This window comes from Flavobacterium frigidimaris, assembly GCF_002217275.1.
Classification (GTDB): domain Bacteria; phylum Bacteroidota; class Bacteroidia; order Flavobacteriales; family Flavobacteriaceae; genus Flavobacterium; species Flavobacterium aquidurense.
This window is the reverse complement of record NZ_MUGV01000043.1, coordinates 128599-148343: the sequence shown is the minus strand read 5'-3', so window position 1 is coordinate 148343 and position 19745 is coordinate 128599. Positions and strand designations below refer to the sequence as shown.

General features: G+C 34.0%; 15 protein-coding genes. 5 read left to right on the top strand and 10 right to left on the bottom strand.

Translation table 11 applies throughout. From position 1 onward, the window contains the following. Positions 1–41 precede the first annotated feature (41 nt). Complete coding sequence (locus B0A65_RS21320; RefSeq protein ID WP_207556477.1) at positions 42–1187, bottom strand: hypothetical protein; 1146 nt, start codon at positions 1185–1187, stop codon at positions 42–44. Positions 1188–1456: 269 nt separating this feature from the next. Between B0A65_RS21320 and B0A65_RS21315 the strand changes: the two genes are divergently transcribed. Both B0A65_RS21315 and B0A65_RS21310 read left to right on the top strand, forming a co-directional pair. Next, positions 1457–3064 (top strand): family 43 glycosylhydrolase, encoded by a 1608-nt coding sequence (locus B0A65_RS21315; protein WP_074663276.1) that lies wholly within the window; start codon positions 1457–1459, stop codon positions 3062–3064. A gap of 155 nt (positions 3065–3219) precedes the next feature. Next, positions 3220–3849: a response regulator gene (locus B0A65_RS21310; RefSeq protein ID WP_074663386.1), complete on the top strand. Its 630-nt coding sequence runs from the start codon at positions 3220–3222 to the stop codon at positions 3847–3849. Here the strand turns inward: B0A65_RS21310 and B0A65_RS21305 are convergent. Then, positions 3846–6863, bottom strand: a complete 3018-nt coding sequence (locus B0A65_RS21305) for a sensor histidine kinase (protein WP_207556476.1) — start codon at positions 6861–6863, stop codon at positions 3846–3848. The two genes, B0A65_RS21310 and B0A65_RS21305, sit on opposite strands and share 4 nt — an antisense overlap. 199 nt (positions 6864–7062) lie before the next feature. Here B0A65_RS21305 and B0A65_RS21300 point away from each other — a divergent pair, with 199 nt between their 5' ends. Next, positions 7063–7611, top strand: coding sequence for an NAD(P)-binding domain-containing protein (locus B0A65_RS21300; protein WP_074663270.1), 549 nt, complete (start codon positions 7063–7065; stop codon positions 7609–7611). A gap of 354 nt (positions 7612–7965) precedes the next feature. After that, positions 7966–10239 carry a catalase/peroxidase HPI gene (gene katG, locus B0A65_RS21295; protein WP_074663383.1) on the top strand — a complete coding sequence of 758 codons (2274 nt, stop codon included), beginning with the start codon at positions 7966–7968 and terminating at the stop codon, positions 10237–10239. A gap of 83 nt (positions 10240–10322) precedes the next feature. Here katG and B0A65_RS21290 read toward each other — a convergent pair whose 3' ends face one another. From B0A65_RS21290 to B0A65_RS23375, 3 genes are all read right to left on the bottom strand, one after another. Next, positions 10323–10631 (bottom strand): hypothetical protein, encoded by a 309-nt coding sequence (locus tag B0A65_RS21290; protein WP_074663268.1) that lies wholly within the window; start codon positions 10629–10631, stop codon positions 10323–10325. A gap of 235 nt (positions 10632–10866) precedes the next feature. Beyond that, entirely contained in the window at positions 10867–11130 is a 264-nt protein-coding gene (locus tag B0A65_RS21285; protein WP_074663264.1) for a hypothetical protein, read from the bottom strand. Positions 11131–11148: 18 nt separating this feature from the next. Next, positions 11149–11295 carry a hypothetical protein gene (locus B0A65_RS23375; RefSeq protein ID WP_207556475.1) on the bottom strand — a complete coding sequence of 49 codons (147 nt, stop codon included), beginning with the start codon at positions 11293–11295 and terminating at the stop codon, positions 11149–11151. A gap of 277 nt (positions 11296–11572) precedes the next feature. Here B0A65_RS23375 and B0A65_RS21280 point away from each other — a divergent pair, with 277 nt between their 5' ends. After that, on the top strand, positions 11573–11782 hold the full coding sequence (locus tag B0A65_RS21280; protein ID WP_123890409.1) for a hypothetical protein: 210 nt from the start codon (positions 11573–11575) through the stop codon (positions 11780–11782). Positions 11783–11863: 81 nt separating this feature from the next. On the opposite strand, the gene B0A65_RS21275 is transcribed toward B0A65_RS21280, so the two are convergent. The 5 genes from B0A65_RS21275 to B0A65_RS21255 all read right to left on the bottom strand — a co-directional run bounded on the left by B0A65_RS21275 (position 11864) and on the right by B0A65_RS21255 (position 19671). Further along, positions 11864–12544 (bottom strand): SRPBCC family protein, encoded by a 681-nt coding sequence (locus B0A65_RS21275; protein ID WP_074663253.1) that lies wholly within the window; start codon positions 12542–12544, stop codon positions 11864–11866. Positions 12545–12726: 182 nt separating this feature from the next. Beyond that, complete coding sequence (locus B0A65_RS21270; RefSeq protein WP_074663250.1) at positions 12727–14349, bottom strand: FAD-dependent oxidoreductase; 1623 nt, start codon at positions 14347–14349, stop codon at positions 12727–12729. 232 nt (positions 14350–14581) lie between these two features. Continuing rightward, positions 14582–15400: a tyrosine-protein phosphatase gene (locus tag B0A65_RS21265; RefSeq protein ID WP_074663247.1), complete on the bottom strand. Its 819-nt coding sequence runs from the start codon at positions 15398–15400 to the stop codon at positions 14582–14584. Between the two features lie 99 nt (positions 15401–15499). Further along, positions 15500–18355, bottom strand: coding sequence for a TonB-dependent receptor (locus B0A65_RS21260; RefSeq protein WP_074663244.1), 2856 nt, complete (start codon positions 18353–18355; stop codon positions 15500–15502). Between the two features lie 218 nt (positions 18356–18573). Further along, the gene (locus B0A65_RS21255) at positions 18574–19671 is read right to left on the bottom strand and encodes a helix-turn-helix domain-containing protein (RefSeq protein ID WP_074663240.1); all 1098 of its coding nucleotides are present in this window, start codon (positions 19669–19671) and stop codon (positions 18574–18576) included. Positions 19672–19745: the final 74 nt, after the last annotated feature.

The following is a 19745-nucleotide window of genomic DNA, read 5'->3' as shown; positions in this document are numbered from 1 at the left end:
GTTTTAGTCCATTTGTTTTTTATAAAAAAGTAGAAGTTTGTTTAACGTCTTCTTCCGCCTCCGCCTCCGCCAAAGCCTCCGCCACCTCTGCTACCTCCGCTAAAACCACCACCACCGCCTCCGTGATTAAAGCTGCTACCGCCGCTGCTTCTCGTACGACCAGAATCGAAACTCGGACTCGATGAACGATTTGAAGTTGATGGACGATTTAAGTTTGAAGATCGGTCTGAAGTACCTGCTGAAGGTCGATTTACTTTTGATGATCGGTCTGAGGTCGAACCCCGATTTACATTAGACCCACGATCTGAAGTTCCTGCACTTGGTCGATTACTATTATTTCCCCTATCAGATGTGCCTGCTGTCGGGCGATTGCTGTTGTTTCCACGGTTATCTCCGTACTTTCCATTTGCCCGGTTATTGTTAACGGTATTAGATCGGTTTCTATCGTTATTATAATGATTAATTTGATTTCTGTTATTAATAATGACCGTATTTCCGCCGCCATAATGGCCACCGTAATAACCGCCATGATACCAATTGTTATGACGATATATACCTACTGCCAACACAGTAAAGGCTGCAAAATAGGGAGGGTAAAAACCATAGTAATAAGGAGGATAATAAGGCACATAGGCAGGAGAGTATACATACTGTACAATTGGCGCCGATTCTACCACTACGGTAGTGGTAGCAGGAACGTTAACGGTAACAGGATTAGAACCCACATAGGCCGGATTAGCCGTTACTGACCCGCTTGTAGTTTTGGGCTCAATAACATAATCTTTGCCATAAAGGTCTTCATCTCCCACTATTTGCAAAGAGACTTTTCCACTCTTGTCTTTGTTTACTAAAATAACGGCAACATCCTGGGTTTCTTTTTCGCTAACGTTTACCTGAAGTACGAACGTAAAAGCATTGCCATCCTTTTTGGTTACAACTTTAATAAAGTCAACTTTTTTGTCCAAATTCAAATCCAGATTATTAATTTTTGTCTCTTTTTGATTTAAGGTCTTTTCAAAATCCTCAATGGTTTTTGACTTCTGAAAAAGATCAAGCACAGCATACAAATCCAGATTATCTCCTGGTAAACCTAGTGGTGGTACATCATCATCTTTTGTTTGAGAAAAACCAGATTGATTGGATAGGCATATTACAACCACTAATAATGACAAAAAAAGTTTTTTCATAATAAATGAGTTTAGATGAATATACTGCAAGTTAGTGAATATCAATGATATAAAAAAAGCATTGTGTTAATTTCACGTTTTGCGGCTATATTCAATTTAGACTTCTTTACTTCTGTACAATATTTAGTACTGTTTACTGGGGTTTTGAAGTTTTTTATTTAAAATTTAAGAAGCAAAAAAATATAGAAAATACATAAACAGGATAGTACATGACGCTAAGATTAAGTTGATTACCTACTTTTAGTACTGACTAACCTAACCCTGAATACATGAAAATTCAAAAACAATATTTTTTTAATTTTATTATTCTGATGCTTTTCTGCAGTATCGGAACACCAAATACAATTATAGCCCAACAACTTAATATTAAGAATGATGTTTTTTGGAACACGAAAGACGGACTTCCGTTAAACAGTCAGGGCGGTGGAATTTTTAAATTTGCTGATCCGGTTACCGGTGCGCAAAAGTATTATTGGTATGGTGTGCAATATGTTGAGGCCAATCGTTATCGCGAAAACCCGGCTGTGACACTAAACACTTCTACTTTTGAAGCGGTGACTTGTTACAGCTCAACCGATTTGGTAAACTGGACCTTTGAAAGAAATGTTTTGACAAAAGACAAAGTAAATCCGTCTGGTAAAAGCTGGGTGGGACGTTTAGGGGTTTGTTATATTAAAGAGTTGAAAAAATATGCCATGTTCGTTCAACATGACACCGAAGTATTGATTACACTTGCAGATTCGCCAACAGCGGAATTTTCCTGGCATCAGAAAATAAATATGGAGAAGATGATAGGAACAAGTAACACAGGAGATCAAACTGTTTTTACAGATGAAGATACCGGAAAATCCTATTTAATTTATTGTTATGGAAAAGGCCGTGATAAAATTTATGTTTCTGAAATTGGTTTAAAAGACGGAAAAGTAAATCTTTTAGATTGCACTCCGGTTTTTAAAGGAGAAAGTCGTGAAGGAAATTGCATGTTCAAATATCAAAATAAATATTACATGTTTGCTTCGAATATTTATGGTTGGGATGCCTCTTTTGCTTATTATTTGGTGGCCGATGATATTAGGGGACCCTATCTTCCAACCAATCAAATGTCAGTTATGAAAGGGGCTGAAGAGGATTTTGCACACATTTCGCAAACGGGTTTTTTCTTTTCTGTTAAAGGAAGCCAGAAAGAAACGATCGTATATTGCGGAGACCGCTGGGCAGATTTTGCCGGAAATGGTTTGGGATACAATCAATGGTGTCCGATTTCTTTTGAAGAGAAAACACCTTATTTTAATTCGTTAAACTCCTGGAATCTCGATGCGAAAACAGGAAACTGGAAAGTAGCAGAGGATAATAATTATGTAAAAAATGGTAGTTTTGAGGCTGATCGCAGGCATATTCCGAGTCCCGTTAAACCGGTTCAAATTCAGTTAACAGGCTGGGCAAGTGAAGTTACAGAAGGAAACAAAATTGGATTAGACAGTATTAATTCTCCCGTTTTAAATCATTTTAATACCGAAAAAGAAAGAAAGATTGTTATTGGAGAAAAGAGCTTAAACATTAGCGATAAAGTCAGTTTTAAAAGAAAAACGTTTCAGATAATTTCATCTTCGCCCTACGTTAAATTAGGAGATGGTCTGTATACTTTGACTGCTAAAATAAAAAATAGTTCCGGATTTATTAAGTTGGAAATGTATGCTTTGAGTAATTCGAAAACATATAAAAATACTATTAGAGACGAAAACAGTGACTGGAAAACAATTACAATCAAAAATATTGCTGTAAAAGAAGGTAAGGTGGAAATTGGTTTTATAGCAGAAGGAAAAGCAAATTCGTTTTGTTTTATTGATGATGTTTGTTTGGTGAGAAGTAAAAAGTGAGAAGTAAAAAGTGAGAAGTAAAAATTGAGAAGTAAAAATTGAGAAGTAAAAAGTGAGAAGTAAAAAGTTGGGATTTGGAATTTCAAATTTTAAAGTTAAAACATTTAACCTTTTGCATAACTAAATAAATTATTTTTGTGGGAAGCAAATTAATTATGACAAAAAAAATTTTAATAGTTGACGATCATTTAGTTGTTCGAAATGGGGTTGCCATGGTTTTAGAAAAACAAATTGAAGATGTAAAAATCTCAAATGCCGAAAATTTCTTTGAGGCAACGGCATCATTAAGAGAAGATTCTTTTGATTTGGTTATTCTGGATATCAATATCCCAGGTGGTAAAAGCACGGAGATGATTACCGATTTGAGAGCAATTCAACCTGCTGTTAAGATTCTTGTTTTCTCAGCCCATGAGGAAGAGCAATATGCTTTAAAGTACATTTCTGCTGGTGCTAACGGATACCTGAACAAACTCTCCAGTGAAGAAAAAATGATGTTTGCTATTAATTCTATTTTTGAATCTTCGAGCTATATTTCTGCTGAATTGGTTACTAAATTGGTCGCTGAAAAAACGAGTAAAAAGACTATAAATCCATTGGAAGTTTTGTCTAAAAGAGAACTTCAAATCGCACAATTATTAATAAATGGAAATGGCAATCTTGAAATCTCAAACATGCTGGATATTCATATGTCTACTGTAAGTACCTATAAAGCCAGAGTATTTGAGAAACTTAAAATTCACAATTTGGTCGAATTGATCAACGTCTATAAAACTTTTGACTATTAGGCAAAATCAACTATAATTTCAATAATCGTCCCTTCATTCAGCGAGCTCGAAATATTAATTTTTCCTTTGATAATAAGAAGAAGTTCAATGATCATATGAAGTCCCAGATGATAATTTTTCACAATAGGATTTTTATAAAAATCAAGATAATAGTCAATTAGTTCCCGACTCATACCTTTTCCATCATCCATAACGGTTAAGGATAACTTATTGTCTTTTGTTGCGCATTGCAATTCTATTTGCCCATTAGTTGTATTTTTTATAGCGTTATCCAATAGATTATGAATGATAATAGACAGTGCTTTATTGTTTGTTTTAATTAAAAAATCTTTCGGAACTTTATTGATTATGATTGTGTTTTCTGATTTTGCAATTTTTTCAAAAATCAAAATCTTTTCTTCAATTAAATCATACAAAGAATAACTTTTGTCTTCAAGTTTTTTCCCTTCTAAAAATATGGTCGAATATTTTATTAGGTTTTCAACATATTCATATAACTGATCTGATGATAGTTGTATCGTTTCTATTTGTCGTTTTAATTTTTCGTCTTGCTGAATGTTTGCATTATCAGACAAGTAACTTAGAGAAGCAGTTAGAAATTTTAAAGGGCTTTTGATATCATGGCTTATACTTTTTACTAAAGTCTCTTGCTGTTTGATTTCCTGTTTTAGATTTTTTTCTGTGGTTTTTAGTTTGTTGACAGTTTTTGCCAGTTTTTTAGTTTTTTTATCAATAACTTCTTTAAGACGCACATTTTTTAGCTTTATATAATACAAACGGAGATACCAGATAAAAAGTAAAAATAGCATTGCTAATAGATAACAAAGAATAGTAAACCAGAATGTTTGATGAAATTGGGCGGGTACTATTATCGTAAATTTTTTATAGGCATAGTTTCCATCAAAGCCAGATAAGCTTCTTAAAATAAGTACATATTTTCCGGGAGGCAGGGTTGTAAAGGAAATTGATTTCTCACCTCTAATTTTCTCCCAACGTGTATCGCTCGCTATATCCAGTTTTGCTTCGATATTTATATTTTCTGCAGTACCGTAATAAGGGTAGTCAATTAAGAACTTTACCCTTTGAAAGTTGTTTTTTAGTACGATGGTATCTTTTGGAGAAATGACAGTTTGATCTACAATTACTTTGTCAATAAAAAAATCTTTTCCTGGAAGTAGAGGTGTTATTTTATCAGGATTAAAAAAAACAAAACCATTCATAGACGGAAAAACAACCTCATTGTTTTTAAGATAATTGCTGTTTGGCTGGCATCCGCCATTAAATTCATTCGTTAAAAAACCATCTTTTTTATTGTATTGATGATAATAGATTGCGCCTGTTTTATTTTTGTTGTATTTTAATAATGCTTTTCTGGATACTTGAAAAAGTCCTTTGTTTGTGGGAATCCAGAAAAAACCTTTTTTGTCTTCGACTATGCAATGTGATGAATTAAGGTAATTTTCTTCGTCCTTTGGAAAGGCGTGTAAGGTGTTATTTGCGAATAAGAAAAAACCTTTTTCATAAGTGGTAAGCCATACTTTTCTTTCACTATCAATAAAAATACTACGGATGTTTAGTTTTTCAGAATTCTTAATGAAAAAGAATTTTTTAGAATCTATTTTATAGGTAAATAAGCCTTTATCAGTTCCTAAGAGAAGGGTATTATAATCAAATTGACTAATGTAATTGATGTTTTCTTTTAAGATTGACACAAGAGTCACAACACCATTTTTTATATAATAAAGTTTTGCTTTATGAAATTCATTACTTTCCATACTCACCCAGATCGTATTGCTTTTATCTTTAAAAAGCGTTTTTGGAGCCTGTTCAAAGTTATAATTGATATATTTTTTATATCCAGATTCTTTAAGATAACACTGAACGCTTAATAGGCTAATAATCCATAAATTCTTGTAATCGTCTTTTTCGATGCTTAGATGATCATTGAGATAAACAGTTTTCACAAAAGGAAGACTATCAATAACTCTTTTATTATTTACTATATACCCTTCGGCGGTAACAATAGTACTGTCAGACAGTGGCAATCCTGCATAATAAACTTCTGCTGCCTTGAGAGGATCTTTTTTAACAGTTTTAAAATCAGGAAAAGAAATTACACATAATCCATTGGTATAACTTCCTAAATAGAGCTTTTGATTTTTTAGATCATAAAAAAGCGAAATAATATTGCTTTTCTCAAAATTTTTAAACTCAACAATTGGTTGTATTGCTAATTGGTTTTTATCAGCTGTTAAGAGGTATATTTTATTTTGTGAATAAAGAAAAACCTGTTTAGACGTAATGTTCCAATACAGTTTATATTTTGTCTTAAATAGGGCTGAATTTAGTTTGTTGACCGACTTTCCATCGTTAGTAAAACAATCATAAGTGCCATCAGAATTCAGATAAAAAAGTACATTATTTATAGTAAAAAAGTTAAAAACATTCTCACTTTTATAGGCTATTTTGTAAATGGTTTTCATTTTTGAATCGCACAATTCTACTTGTTTACTGTCGATAAAAAAAAGATTTCCGTTTGATAGTTTAATATAATAGGGATCGTGAGGATTTATTGTATTATTTGACGGAATCCCATCATGACTATAATAGCGTTTTTCATTTCGGATGATTTTGTAAAAAGGATAAGCTTCTTTTTTGACAAGCTTTATTTTACGACCGCTTATAAGGACCAGCTCAGTTTTTTTGTCATTATAACAGTACAAACTGTCTTTTTGTATGTTTCCTAAAATTTCAGTAAAACGACCCTGTTGTATGTTTGTGGTAGCCGAATTATAAACAAGAAAAGATTGTCCGTCATAACGAACCAGACCATTTTCTGTCGTCATCCAGATAAAATTGTATTTATCCTGCACAATTGCTTTTATACTACTTTGCGGTAATTCATTATTGTCAGCGGTGTACCATCTGGCAATATAGTTTTTTTGGCAAACTCCTTTCACTGTAGTTAGCAATAGTAAAAGGTAGCAATAACGCAAAGATGTAAAAAACCTCATTTTTGACATCGGGCTAATTTTATTCACAAACTTAACAAACATAATACATAATTTTTGATTTGTAGTTTTAAATCTACAACGTTGTAGGTTTATCGGCACACGCTCTCATAAGCTCAAAATGTCAGATGCGGCTATATTTGTTTAAAACCGTAGTCTTACAATTTTGCATTAAAAAATAAGATTAAAAAAACGAGAGATTATGAAAGTAGGGATAATAGGAGCCTGCAATATGACTTTGGATATTGCAAACAGAGCCGCAAAATCAGGGCATGAGGTATTATTAAGCAACAGCCGTTGCATTGAAAGTTTAAGACCTGTTGTTGAAAAAATGGGAGATAAGGTAAAATTAGTTACTAAAGATAAAGCAGTAAAAGCCAAGATTATTGTATTGTTTATTCCCCGGGAAGAAATTACGGATTTCCTTGAAGGATTACCTGATATGTCTGATAAAATAATATTGCATACCAATAATCCTTTTTTTAATATCGCCAGTCTTTTGTCGCCAATCGCAGAGGTAAAATCTTCAAGTGAAATTATTACTTCACTGTTACCGAACGCACATATAATTAAAGTTTTTCACGTATTAGAACCAGGAGTTATTGTATCTAAATGTCAAAGTCAGAGTGGAAACGAAATATTCTATACGGGCAGAAATCAACAAGCAAAAAATAAGGTAAAAAGTTTTTTAAAAACATTAAACTTATCAGCTTGTGATCTTGACGATTTATGTGTTGCGGGGCAATGCTAAGATTATAAAAGTATCCACTTCTTAAAAAATACTTCCAAATTAGTTTTTATTTAAGTGTTAAGGAAGAAGGTTTCAATTGATTTGAAATCTTCTTTTTCTTTTTTATAGAAGTCATAAAGTCCTTCTGCAGTTATGCGAGGGCATTAAATTTCTTTTTCCTCTCCCTTTTTTAAAATTTTGCTATTGCTTATCGAAAGAAAAACGCTTCAGTAAAATGGTCTTCAATAGATTTTTTCTATCAATGTACATTAATATAATATTCTTTTAACGTACAACCTTTTTATTTAGTTCGTAAATTAGTCTGATCGTAAATTGATTACTAATTCAAAAATCAAAAAAAATAAAATTGTAGTTATGGACAACCAATCAAATGACATTAGCAAATGCCCTTTTCACAATGGGAGTATGGACAAAGTAGCAGCTACAGGCACAAAAAATAGTGACTGGTGGCCCAAACAATTAAAGGTAAATATTCTGCGACAAAATTCCTCATTATCAGATCCGATGGGAGAAAATTTCAATTATGCAGAAGCTTTTAAAAGCCTTGATCTTGAAGCATTAAAAAAAGATTTACACGCACTTATGACTGACTCGCAAGAATGGTGGCCGGCTGATTTTGGTCATTATGGAGGTTTATTCATAAGAATGGCATGGCATAGTGCAGGAACTTACAGAGTAGAAGATGGTCGCGGTGGGGCAGGTGCAGGACAACAACGTTTTGCTCCGCTTAACAGCTGGCCAGATAACGTAAGTCTTGACAAAGCAAGAAGATTGCTATGGCCAATTAAACAAAAATACGGAAGAAAGATTTCCTGGGCCGATTTGATGATCCTTACAGGAAATATCGCTTTAGAATCTATGGGCTTTAAAACTTTTGGTTTTGCCGGAGGAAGAGCCGATGTTTGGGAACCGGACGAAGCCGTTTACTGGGGTTCTGAAACGACTTGGTTGGGTGGAGATGAACGTTATAAAGATGGTTCTGAAGGTGTGCCGAAAGATCATGGCGTTGTTTCCTCAGATGATGATCCTGATGGCCATATTCATTCAAGAAATTTAGAAAAACCACTTGCAGCCGTACAAATGGGACTTATATATGTAAACCCGGAAGGACCAGACGGTAATCCTGATCCAATTGCTGCCGCTAAAGACATCAGAGATACTTTTGGCCGTATGGCGATGAATGATGAAGAAACGGTAGCGTTAATTGCAGGTGGCCATACATTTGGAAAAACACACGGAGCTGCTTCTTCTGATCACGTTGCCGAAGAACCGGAAGCAGCTGGTTTAGAAGCACAAGGTTTTGGATGGAAAAATAGTTTTGGTTCTGGTACAGGTGCAGATGCCATTACAAGTGGATTGGAAGTGATCTGGACCACAACACCAACACAATGGAGTAATAACTTTTTTGAAAACTTATTTGGTTTTGAATGGGAACTTTCTAAAAGCCCGGCTGGTGCCCACCAATGGGTAGCAAAAAATGCTGAACCCATTATTCCGGATGCTTTTGATAGTGCTAAAAAGCATTTACCAACGATGCTTACAACCGATTTGTCATTACGCTTAGATCCTGAGTACGAGAAAATATCACGTCGTTTTCTTGAAAATCCGGATCAGTTTGCCGATGCATTTTCGCGTGCCTGGTTTAAATTGACACACCGTGATATGGGACCTCTTACACGTTATTTAGGAGCAGATGTTCCGCAGGAAGAATTGTTGTGGCAAGATCCTATTCCGGCAGTAAATCATGAACTAATAAATGAAAATGATATTGAGCAATTAAAAGGAAAAATTCTGAATTCAGGATTATCTATTTCTCAATTAGTTGGAACAGCCTGGGCTTCGGCATCTACTTTTAGAGGATCTGATAAACGTGGTGGTGCTAATGGCGCACGTATAAGATTGGCTCCGCAAAAAGATTGGACTGTAAATAATCCGGCTCAGCTTAAAAGTGTTTTAGATAAATTAGAAAATATTCAGGCAGAATTTAATGCTGCGCAAGGTGGTGGAAAAAAAGTTTCATTGGCTGATTTAATCGTTTTGGCAGGATCTGCAGGAGTAGAGAAAGCGGCAGCAGCTGCAGGTAGTGCTGTTACTGTACCTTTTACGCCAGGTCGTATGGATGCCTCTGCAGAGCAAACTGATGTTGAATCTGTTGGATACTTAGAGCCAAAAACCGATGGTTTCCGTAATTACCGCAGCACAAGATCGTCTGTTGCAACGGAGGAATTACTTATTGATAAAGCGCATTTGTTAACGCTTACAGCACCACAATTGACTGTGCTTCTGGGAGGATTACGCGTTTTGGATATCAATGCAGATGGTTCTAAAAATGGAGTATTTACAAATCGCCCGGGACAACTTACGAATGATTTCTTTGTAAACTTGCTTGATATGAATACACAGTGGCAATCTGTTTCTAACGACAAGGAACTTTATACAGGAAACGATCGTTCGACAGGTCAGCCAAAATGGATTGGTACACGTGCTGATCTTGTTTTTGGATCTAATGCAGAATTGAGAGCGCTTGCCGAAGTGTACGCTAGTAGCGATGCACAGGAAAAATTTGTAAAAGACTTTGTTGCAACATGGAATAAAGTTATGAATCTGGATCGATTTGATCTTGCTTAATACCAATTTGCAGAACTATAAAAACCAAAAGGCGTCGAGAAATCGACGCCTTTTGGTTTTCTAAAAGATTGAACTTAAAAGATTTATTCTTCCTCTCCATCATTGTCATCCGGTTCTGCTTTATTGGCACTGTACTCATCTAAAGTTCTTCGATCCGGATCGTTGTGATTGCTTAAATCTCTTTCAGCATCGATTGTTCTGTTGCTGTTTTTTTGAAGATTAATATCATCATTATCATCTAAGTTTTGTCCGTCTGAAACATCATTGTTATACGGCTCCCTGTTCTCGTAATTATTTTGATGCTGATTAATTGCCGGATCTTTATTCTCCATTGTTTCAGAATTAATGGCTTCATTATCTGATCTGCTGCTTCTGTGGTTGAAAGTATTCATAATAATTAATTTTATAGTTAATAATTACAAATCTATCATCAAAAAAGAGAAAAATTTTATACGTTTTTAATTTGTAATTGTATTATTATCAGTTGTTTAGTTTGTCTGCCCCATATAAAGTAAATTTGTAAGGAATGGAAATAAAAAAACCGCTTAGAGTAGTAAGCGGTTTTAAATTTTTGAGTTTAAAATTTCCTTTGATGATGTATTGGACCAACTTTTTCAAGGTCTTGATTTATTTTTCTAGTAAAGACAAGTCAACATCTTTATAAAGATCACCAGGTCTGTTATCGTCTTCATCATCATCATCGAGATCACCATCTTTTTCTAAATCGTCATCATCAACGTCGCTGTAGTCGTCGTTATCATCTTCCTCTTCATCATCAATATCGTTTGCAGGATCATTAAATTGTCGGTTTATATCCTGATCATCATATTGATTTTCATCTTGAAAGTTCGGTTCATCGCGACCAAATCTTTCAGTATCATCTCTATTCATAATAATGTTTTTAAAAAATTATTTTTTTGTTTTTGGCGCCTCTTTTTTAGTATCTGCGTCTTTAGCTTTTGAAGTACTTTTAGAAGTAGTTGCTTTTGAATCCGTTTTTTTATCTGATGATTTTGCACCTGATGTGTTACCGCTTTTTTGGTTTGAAGTATTCATAATATTTAATTTAAAGATTTATAATAGTACTAAAATACAGGTAGTTAAAATCAAAATATTACAAAAAACAGCGGTTAAAATTACATAATTTACAGGTTGATCTATTTATTTGTTGTTAAAGCATTTTTTAATAAGAAAGTTAAACAGAAAAGCGGTAATATTTTTTTATTGTACTGATATTGAAGTACTTAATTTGTAATTTTTTAAGGGAATTATATAAGTTAATTTTTGATAATTATTTTACTTTTAAAAAATTATGAACTTAAAATCACTTATTATGAAAACACTTTTCAAAACCAAATTGGCATTGCTTATTATTGTGACGGGTCTTTTATTTTCATGTAAGAAAAATGAAACCGTTCCGGCAGATACTTATACTGATACTACAGGAACAGCAGTAGACAGTGTAACAGCACCAATTGACACAACGACAATTGATACTACAAGAGTAAAAACAGACACCACTAGAACTGCAACTCCAAAATAATTCAAATTATTGAGGAAAATAAAAAAACCTGTAACGGAGTACTCCTTACAGGTTTTCATATTTTGAAGTATTTGAAATCAGTTAAACAGACTCTATATACGTTTTGAAATTCATAATATCATCTTTTACCAGTTTTTCAAAATACGGATTAAGCAATTTTGCAGCACTTTCACCGGCAACTCCCAGTGGCGCATGGTAGGAAATGGTTACAATAATTTCTGTATCTTTTCCATTTGGTCTAAAAACAACCTTTCCTGCATTTTTAATGGTGGATTCCGGTAAAGAATTCCAACTTATTAATCTTTCTTTTTCATCTTTTACGATCTCGGCTTTCCATGTTATTTGGCCAATTCCTGCCGGTCCTTTTGCAGTCCATTTAGAAGTGGTATACGTCAGCGGTTTTACCGACTCAAGATGGTTCATGAATTTTGGGAAATTTTCAAAATCGCGCCAAAAAGTATAAACCTCGCTTATTGGTTTTTTAATAATGCTGCTAACTCTGATGTTTACATTAGATGCTTTATCATTTTTTATATGATCTACAGCATCATAAACCGGGCAATATCCTGAAAGTCCACGTAAAAGCATTGCGCTTCCTGAGCCTATTTGCGAGATACTTTTATCTTTCTTTGATAACCCTTTATACAATAGATAACCACCGCTGGTTACCATTAAAAGTCTTTCAAGGGCTGAAACATTTGTTTTAAGTTTTGAAGTTCCTGACGTAGAAACTTTCTTCTGAGCTGTTGTGACTGTTTCCATGATTCTATATTTTTATTGATTTGCAATTTTAGAAGATTAAAATTAAGCTCTTTAGACCGTTTTCCTTTTATACTATTAATGTTGATTATTACAGAATTAAGCTTGATACAGTAAGGAAATTTTCAGTTCTAAAGCTTACCAGTAAAATACTTTTTTATACTTCTTAGGTGCAAGATTTTCAATCAGAACGGTTTTTCTTTTTGAGTGTAGCTATGTGTTTTTTGTTTGATGTGAATTTTATGTAAATCATTTTGTGCCGGGCCATTGATAACAGAGCCATCTGTAGAAAATCGGGAACCGTGACAAGGGCAATCAAAAGATTTTTCATCAGCATTCCAGTTTACTATACAACCCAGATGAGGACAGACTGCAGAAAATGCTTTTAAGGAATTATCATAATCCCGGTAAACGGCAATTCTTTTTAATCCCGAAGAAATTACGCCACCTTCGCCTGCCGGTAAATCTGCCGTATTTTTTAAGTCAGATGTTGTAATCCAGTCGACATATTGCGAAGCCATATTGCCTACTTCTTTTGCAAAGTCAACCGCTATTTTAAGCGTAATCCGTGAAGGGTTGTATAAATCTTCGTATTTATTTTTAATCCCCATTATACTATCGCAAATAATCATCGCCCCAATCGTAGCATGTGTCATACCGTTTCCTGAATCTCCGGTAATGATATAGATGTTTTTATCTCCGGGGTTTTTACCCATAAATCCTAAAGAATCTACAGGTTCCATAACCTGACCTGACCATCTGTAAGTCAAATCATCTTCAAGCATCGGAAAATAATCTCTTGTCCAGGCTTCAAGTCTGTCATAACGCTCAGCCGCTGATAAACCATCTTCATCTGCCTGGCCAGTTTTATGATCTTCTCCTCCGGAAATTAATAAATCGTACTTGTCGTCATAATTTTCCAAACGTACATAATGATAAGGCTGTGAGACCCATTTTGATTTCTGATCGCCAGTATCCCACCAAAGCGCATACGGAAGTTGTCCTTTCTTAATTTTACCCGCAATAACATAAGTTCTGTAGGCATGTTGTTTGGTGTGCATTGTGAGAACATCATTGACCGGACTGTTTGTCGCTACTACGATATGTTGTGCAGAAAAGGTATATCCGTTTACTTTCGCACCTTTTTTAGTAATGTCTTCTGCATGTGCTTCTGTATATATAATGCCGCCTAAGGAAGTTATGGCATCGGCAAGACCTTTTAGATAATGTAAAATATGAAATTGTGCCTGATTAGCAAAAGCTAGGCATCTTTGATTTTCTCCGTTGGCCAATGAGGGAATACCTCTTAGAATAGAAGTTTTTAATCCTGCCTTTTGTGTAACGTGAAATTCTTTATCTAAATTTTCTTCTTTATCAGAAGGATGAAGAAATAAATAACCATTTACTCTTTTAAAGGAACAATCAATATTTAGTTCGTCCACTATTTTTTCAATTTCATCAATGGCTTTCAAATGACTTTCAGCTGCAAGTTTAGCTGCGTTTTCTCCAAAAATTTTCTCCAGAAAATAATAACGATCATCCAGAGCGCAGGTTAAATGGGCAGTTGTGCGTCCGGTTTCGCCACTGCCAATAAAACCATCTTCTACCAGAACGACTTTTTTGCCGGCCTTTAGTAATTTATAAGCGGTTGTTAAACCCGCAATTCCACCACCAATAATAAGTACTTCTGTTTCTATATCCTGATCCGGTTTGTTACAGGAAATAATGGGTGTAGAGTCAATCCAAAATGAAACATTGTCGCCTGAAGTAATACTGGAGTTTTTTAAAGTATTGTTTGATTCATTCATAACACTAAATTTTTAAAATTTATAATCAGTTGGAATTGTGGTCTTTCTGACGGGTTTACTTGTATTAGAAGATATCAAAGCTACTATGCAAAACAATTGGATACTTACAAATTTAAGCGCAAATTTTATATGATTGCCATTGTGATAATAGGAGGTAGTTTGCTGGTAATCAGAAAAATAAAAAAGCCGCTTAAAACAAGTTTAAACGGCTTAATTCAAAAAAAAAACGAAATTATTTTACCAAATATTTTTTCTGAATTTGTTTTTTGACTTTTTTATCAATCCCATATTCTACTAATAACATTTTATCAATGCTACCATATTTTTTGATAGCGCCAGCCCATGCAGCTTCTAAATAAGCAGGTTTTACGCCCATTAATTTTGCCATTCTTTCTTCCGGAATTCCGTAGGCTTTGTACTTGCTTAAATCTGTTTTTGCAATAGCTTCATTAGATCTTAAATAGTCTTTCATGATTTCTTCGTCAGAAACATCTAAAATATGCAACAATAAAGAAGACGCAAATCCTGTTCTGTCTTTACCAGCCGTGCAATGAAACAAAACAACAGTTTCTTTTTTCTTCACTTCATCAAAGAAAGGTTTAAAGTCTTTTGCATTATCAGCAAATCCTGTATTAGCAACAATCATTAAAGAATCTACCTGTGATTCATTGAATGTTGGTGCCATCATGACTTTCATAAATTGTCCCATTTCTTTACCATTTATTGAACCAATATTGGCTCTGGTAGTTTCAATTTTTTCTCCAGTCGGAATAAAATCAGGATCTTTTTTTATTTCATCATCATTTCTAAAATCTACTATAGTAGTGATGTTTAAAGCGTCAAACTTTTTAATATCATTGTCTGTAAGTTTAGAAAAATTACCTGATCTGAAAATTATATCTTCTTTAATTTTTTTGCCCTCTTTATTGTGAATTCCTGATAGTGATCTGAAATTTGGGCTGTTTTCGATTTCCATATTTTTTTGAGCCTGACCTTGAAAAGCAATCATTAAAAAGACTGCTGTAGTGCGTAAAAGAGTTTGAGTTTTCATATTATTTATTTTTTTGAAATTATAGATTGAATTTTAATGCAAACTGAAATATCAGTTTGCATTACGTATTATTTAAAATTATTTAGAAAGAAATGAACCTTATAAAATTTGATATTTAAGACCTAACTGACCATTGATAGAGGACCATTCGCTGTTGGTAATTCTGCCTTCATTGTTTCCAAGAAATTGTTTGAAGGGTTCGTTAGTAAGGTTTCTAACTTCCATAAAAACTTTAATTTTATTGCTGATGGAATAATCTGCAGAGAAATCAACAGTGAAATTTGGCATAGCCGAGATATAATAATCCGGACCTAAATTTTGATTGATTGTTTCTACCGATTTCCCTCTGTAATTTCCTGCGATTCTAAACATGAAACCATATTTTTCGTAGAAAAGAGAAGAGTTAAACAATAATTTAGATTGATTTGGCAATGTAGTTTCATCCGTCGCTGTTATTTTTCCCTGCGCATCATATCTTGAAACTTCTAATTTTGATTTAATAATAGAAGTATTAAAGTCGATTCCAAATCCGCCCCAGAAACCATTCCATTCTGTAAATCTCTTTGTGATTCCAAGTTCGAAACCTAGTAAGCTTGCATCTTTAATGTTTTTTGGCTGTGTAACGATGTAATCAACGTTATTAATTCTTTCTGCAGAAATATCCCTGAAAATATAGTCGCTGATATCTTTATAGAAAACCCCTGCCGTAATCAATCCGATGTCTTTTAAGAAATACTCTCCCATAAAATCTAAATTGTTAGAAAAAGTAGGTTTTAAATCGGTGTTTCCTCTTGTGATTTTTGGAACTCCTCCCGTCACGTCAATAATTTCACTCGGATTTAAATCGGGTAAATTTGGTCTTGAAAAAGTTCTCGTATAAGCCGCTCTGAAATTGATATTTTCGTTGAAAGCATATTTCACATGCACCATTGGTAAAAATGCATTATAAGAGGATGTTTTGGTAATAGGCGTAGCCACTTTAGTTTGAGAATTATAATCGGTACTGCTCATTGTAACATTCGTTTCTTCATTTCTCGCACCGGCAATGATTTTTGTTTTTTCAGTTAAATCATAAACACCCATAACATAAGCACTAAAAACATTTTCTTCGCCTTTAAACTTTGTGGTAACATTAGAAGCAGGAGAATAATCTGCAAAACCATTTGCTTTTAAATATGATGGTGTGAAAATATCAAACAATTGATTTTTCGTAATCGGATTTACAATTAAGTTATTAAACGGACTTCCAATTTCTGAGAAGAAATTATTGGCATTCGGATAAGGTTCTGTTTGTAAATTACTCATCGGAATTAGTGCAGGCGAACCCGGAATTCCTAAAGCCGCGCCAGGCAAATAAACAATTGGTGTTTGTTGCCCCTCATATTCTTTCAGCCTTAATTTAGAACCTGCTTTAATTATAAATTTATCCGTTGCATCATAATTAAAGTTAATCTGACCTACTTTATCATGATCTCTCTGGTCTAATTGTGTAATGACCAATTGTTGTAATGTTAATCTCTTTGGATCCATAACATCGGTTGGATTCGTCAATTTTGGATCGATGTTGTAAATGTTTACACCATTTCCGTCAGGAGAATCAAAAGTATTATAAACCGCTCCGTCTGATGATCTTACTCCAAAATCGCCAACTAATTTTTGAGAAAATTGTGCAATTGGTAAGCCTCTTGTATCCGACGGCATATTTGGAGGAGTGTCTAAAAGATAGGTCATTTCATTATTGGCAAACGACCAGTCAAATTTTAGTTTAGAACCAATTCTGTGTTCTCCGCCAATTTCTACACCATTTAAATCGGTTTTATAATCAGAATAACGGTAGCTAAAAGTATATCTCTTTTTAGCAAAGTCATAGAAAGATTCGTAAACCGGACGTACGTCTCTGAATTTATCATATAAGAATTTTGCGAAAAACTTATTCTTATCGTTCAATTCATAATCAAGCCCACCACTTATTGCTTTTGTAATTCTTTCTCCAAAATAACGTTTAGCATCAACCGTATTAATTCCGTATTTTTGAGTCTGTACAGGTGCATTAATGTTGTAATCGACTACCATTTCATCAGTAGCAAAATTTCTGTCCCAAATAGAAGCTGCAAGTACAACGCCTAATTTATCTTTAAAAAATCGTTGCCCGTAAACAAGAGATGCATTATAAGAACCTTTTTCAGATTTTTGATTGTAACCGCCACCAAGACTCGCGTTCAGCATGGTTTTTTTAGGTGCTGTCCTGGAGATAAAATTCACAGATCCTCCAATGGCATCACCTTCCATATCGGGAGTAATTGCTTTTGATAACTGAATGTACTGAATCATCTCCGTAGGAATAGCATCTAAAAGCGTATTTCTTGTTCCGGCAACAGAAGCACTAGGCAGTCTGGTTCCGTTGTATAAGGTCGATGTCCATCCGTAAGGCGTTCCTCGCACACTCACCTGATTGGCTTCTCCGTGATAACGGTTTACACTCACACTTGGCATTCTTTGAACGGCTTCGGCAGCATTACGGTCTGGTAATTTTCCCACGGCATCTGCAGAAAGCACGTCCATAATGGCCAATGATTTCTTTTTCATGCTTAAAGCCTTAATTTGCGAAGGTCCGGTAAACCCTTTTACGATAATCTCTTTTAAGGCGCCTTCTTCTGCTGCAAGTGTAATAGTTCCCAAATTATTAATACCCGAAACTAATTTTACTTCTTTGGTAATCGTTTGGTATCCCATATAACTAAAGGAGATGGTAAGCTTTTCGCCGGATAGATTCGAAACCTGAAAGTTGCCATCAAAGTCTGTTGAAGTTCCCGTTTTTCTTTCTAAAATCGAAATATTTACTCCCGGTAAAAACGTTTTTCCATCAGAAACTTTTCCGATCATTGAAGCATAATTTTGCGCTATAAGTTGATTTCCGGATAAAATCAAAGCAAATAACAATAGTAGTTTTTTCATTGTGTTTAGTTAATTTTTATTTTCTGCTGCAAAACTATCTGATGGTTATTTTCCGGAAGTCTTTTTAAATTTAGGCGTACAAAAAAGACTAAAAATAATTACAATTAATTGTTAATCAGGTATTTGTGAATAACATCAAATGGTTAACTAAATATGAAGGACTTGTTATTTCGAAATTCAATTTGGTATAGAAATACTTTTCTTATAAAAAAAGGGCTTTATGAGAATGCATTTTCTGAGGGTAAAGCTTCTTCATGAACTTTTTTGTAGTCACTTGGAGTTGCTCCGGTAATTTGTTTGAAGTATTTATAGAAAGTCGATTTGTTTTTGAATCCGCTTTCATAACCAATAGTGACAAAATTGGCATCTTGTTTTTTATCGATTAATCTTTTTGCTTCTTCAACTCTTAAGGAATTGATGTATTGATAAAAATTGGTCTTCAATTCTACATTGAGCGATTGTGTGATTTTTACTTTTGAGATATTTAAATCGGCCGAAAGTTTGTCCAGATTAAATTCAGAATCCAAATGGCCTTTTTTGGTTTTGAAATACGATTGTATGGCGTTGATGATCTCGTTCATTTCATCCGATTTCAATTCGTAGTTTTTATACTTTTCTTCGTTTTTAAGTTCGATGACCAGTTTTTGAATCTCGAAAAATATCGCAAACCGAATATGAATAACATAAATGAATATAAACAGCATCAGGCAATAATAAACAAATCGAAGGTTGATGATCATCTCCAAATTAAGAGCTAAGAGTACAAGGCCCAAAACGGTTAATACTCCTAAAGAACAATAAACACTTCCTATAATTTTTACGATACTGATTTTTAAATTAAAGATTCTGGAAGGATCTGGTTGAGAAGAGCGGATATATTTCAAACAATAAATACTATAGCCCAGGAAAGAAGGCATTAAAAGTATCATAACGATCAGGTTAGAAAGTTTAATGATTTTTGGGAATACAGGATTGGTTACCGCAATGAACACGATTATAATGTTGAAGGCAAAACCAATAAAGAACGGAATACAATGGTAACAGATTTTTCGGGTTGAAATTGTTTTTCCAAATACCGAAAGCATATAAAAATAAAGTAAAGGACCGTAGAGAAAGGAGAAGCTTCCGTGCAGTTTTTCAAACAGATCAGCATCCTGATAAATGAAATGTATGGATATTTTATAAAGAAGATGGAAAAAAATAGTTCCGAAGAAGAGGCTGAGGTAAAAATCTTCCTGTCTGAATTTTTTATTAAAAAAGATTAATAAGGCAGTAATTAAAGATTGGATCGAGGTGAGATAAAGAAGGAATAACATAATAAGTTGTATTGAACAACAAAACTAGTCGATGATAATTAGCACAAGGTTATCTAATGATTAAACTAAATGAT

Excerpts from the sequence above, each read along its gene's own strand:
- B0A65_RS21320 (WP_207556477.1), bottom strand. The coding sequence starts at position 1,187 with ATGAAAAAACTTTTTTTGTCATTATTAGTGGTTGTAATATGCCTATCC.
- B0A65_RS21315 (WP_074663276.1), top strand. The coding sequence starts at position 1,457 with ATGAAAATTCAAAAACAATATTTTTTTAATTTTATTATTCTGATGCTT.
- B0A65_RS21310 (WP_074663386.1), top strand. The coding sequence starts at position 3,220 with ATGACAAAAAAAATTTTAATAGTTGACGATCATTTAGTTGTTCGAAAT.
- B0A65_RS21305 (WP_207556476.1), bottom strand. The coding sequence starts at position 6,863 with ATGAGGTTTTTTACATCTTTGCGTTATTGCTACCTTTTACTATTGCTA.
- B0A65_RS21300 (WP_074663270.1), top strand. The coding sequence starts at position 7,063 with ATGAAAGTAGGGATAATAGGAGCCTGCAATATGACTTTGGATATTGCA.
- katG (WP_074663383.1), top strand. The coding sequence starts at position 7,966 with ATGGACAACCAATCAAATGACATTAGCAAATGCCCTTTTCACAATGGG.
- B0A65_RS21290 (WP_074663268.1), bottom strand. The coding sequence starts at position 10,631 with ATGAATACTTTCAACCACAGAAGCAGCAGATCAGATAATGAAGCCATT.
- B0A65_RS21285 (WP_074663264.1), bottom strand. The coding sequence starts at position 11,130 with ATGAATAGAGATGATACTGAAAGATTTGGTCGCGATGAACCGAACTTT.
- B0A65_RS23375 (WP_207556475.1), bottom strand. The coding sequence starts at position 11,295 with ATGAATACTTCAAACCAAAAAAGCGGTAACACATCAGGTGCAAAATCA.
- B0A65_RS21280 (WP_123890409.1), top strand. The coding sequence starts at position 11,573 with ATGAAAACACTTTTCAAAACCAAATTGGCATTGCTTATTATTGTGACG.
- B0A65_RS21275 (WP_074663253.1), bottom strand. The coding sequence starts at position 12,544 with ATGGAAACAGTCACAACAGCTCAGAAGAAAGTTTCTACGTCAGGAACT.
- B0A65_RS21270 (WP_074663250.1), bottom strand. The coding sequence starts at position 14,349 with ATGAATGAATCAAACAATACTTTAAAAAACTCCAGTATTACTTCAGGC.
- B0A65_RS21265 (WP_074663247.1), bottom strand. The coding sequence starts at position 15,400 with ATGAAAACTCAAACTCTTTTACGCACTACAGCAGTCTTTTTAATGATT.
- B0A65_RS21260 (WP_074663244.1), bottom strand. The coding sequence starts at position 18,355 with ATGAAAAAACTACTATTGTTATTTGCTTTGATTTTATCCGGAAATCAA.
- B0A65_RS21255 (WP_074663240.1), bottom strand. The coding sequence starts at position 19,671 with ATGTTATTCCTTCTTTATCTCACCTCGATCCAATCTTTAATTACTGCC.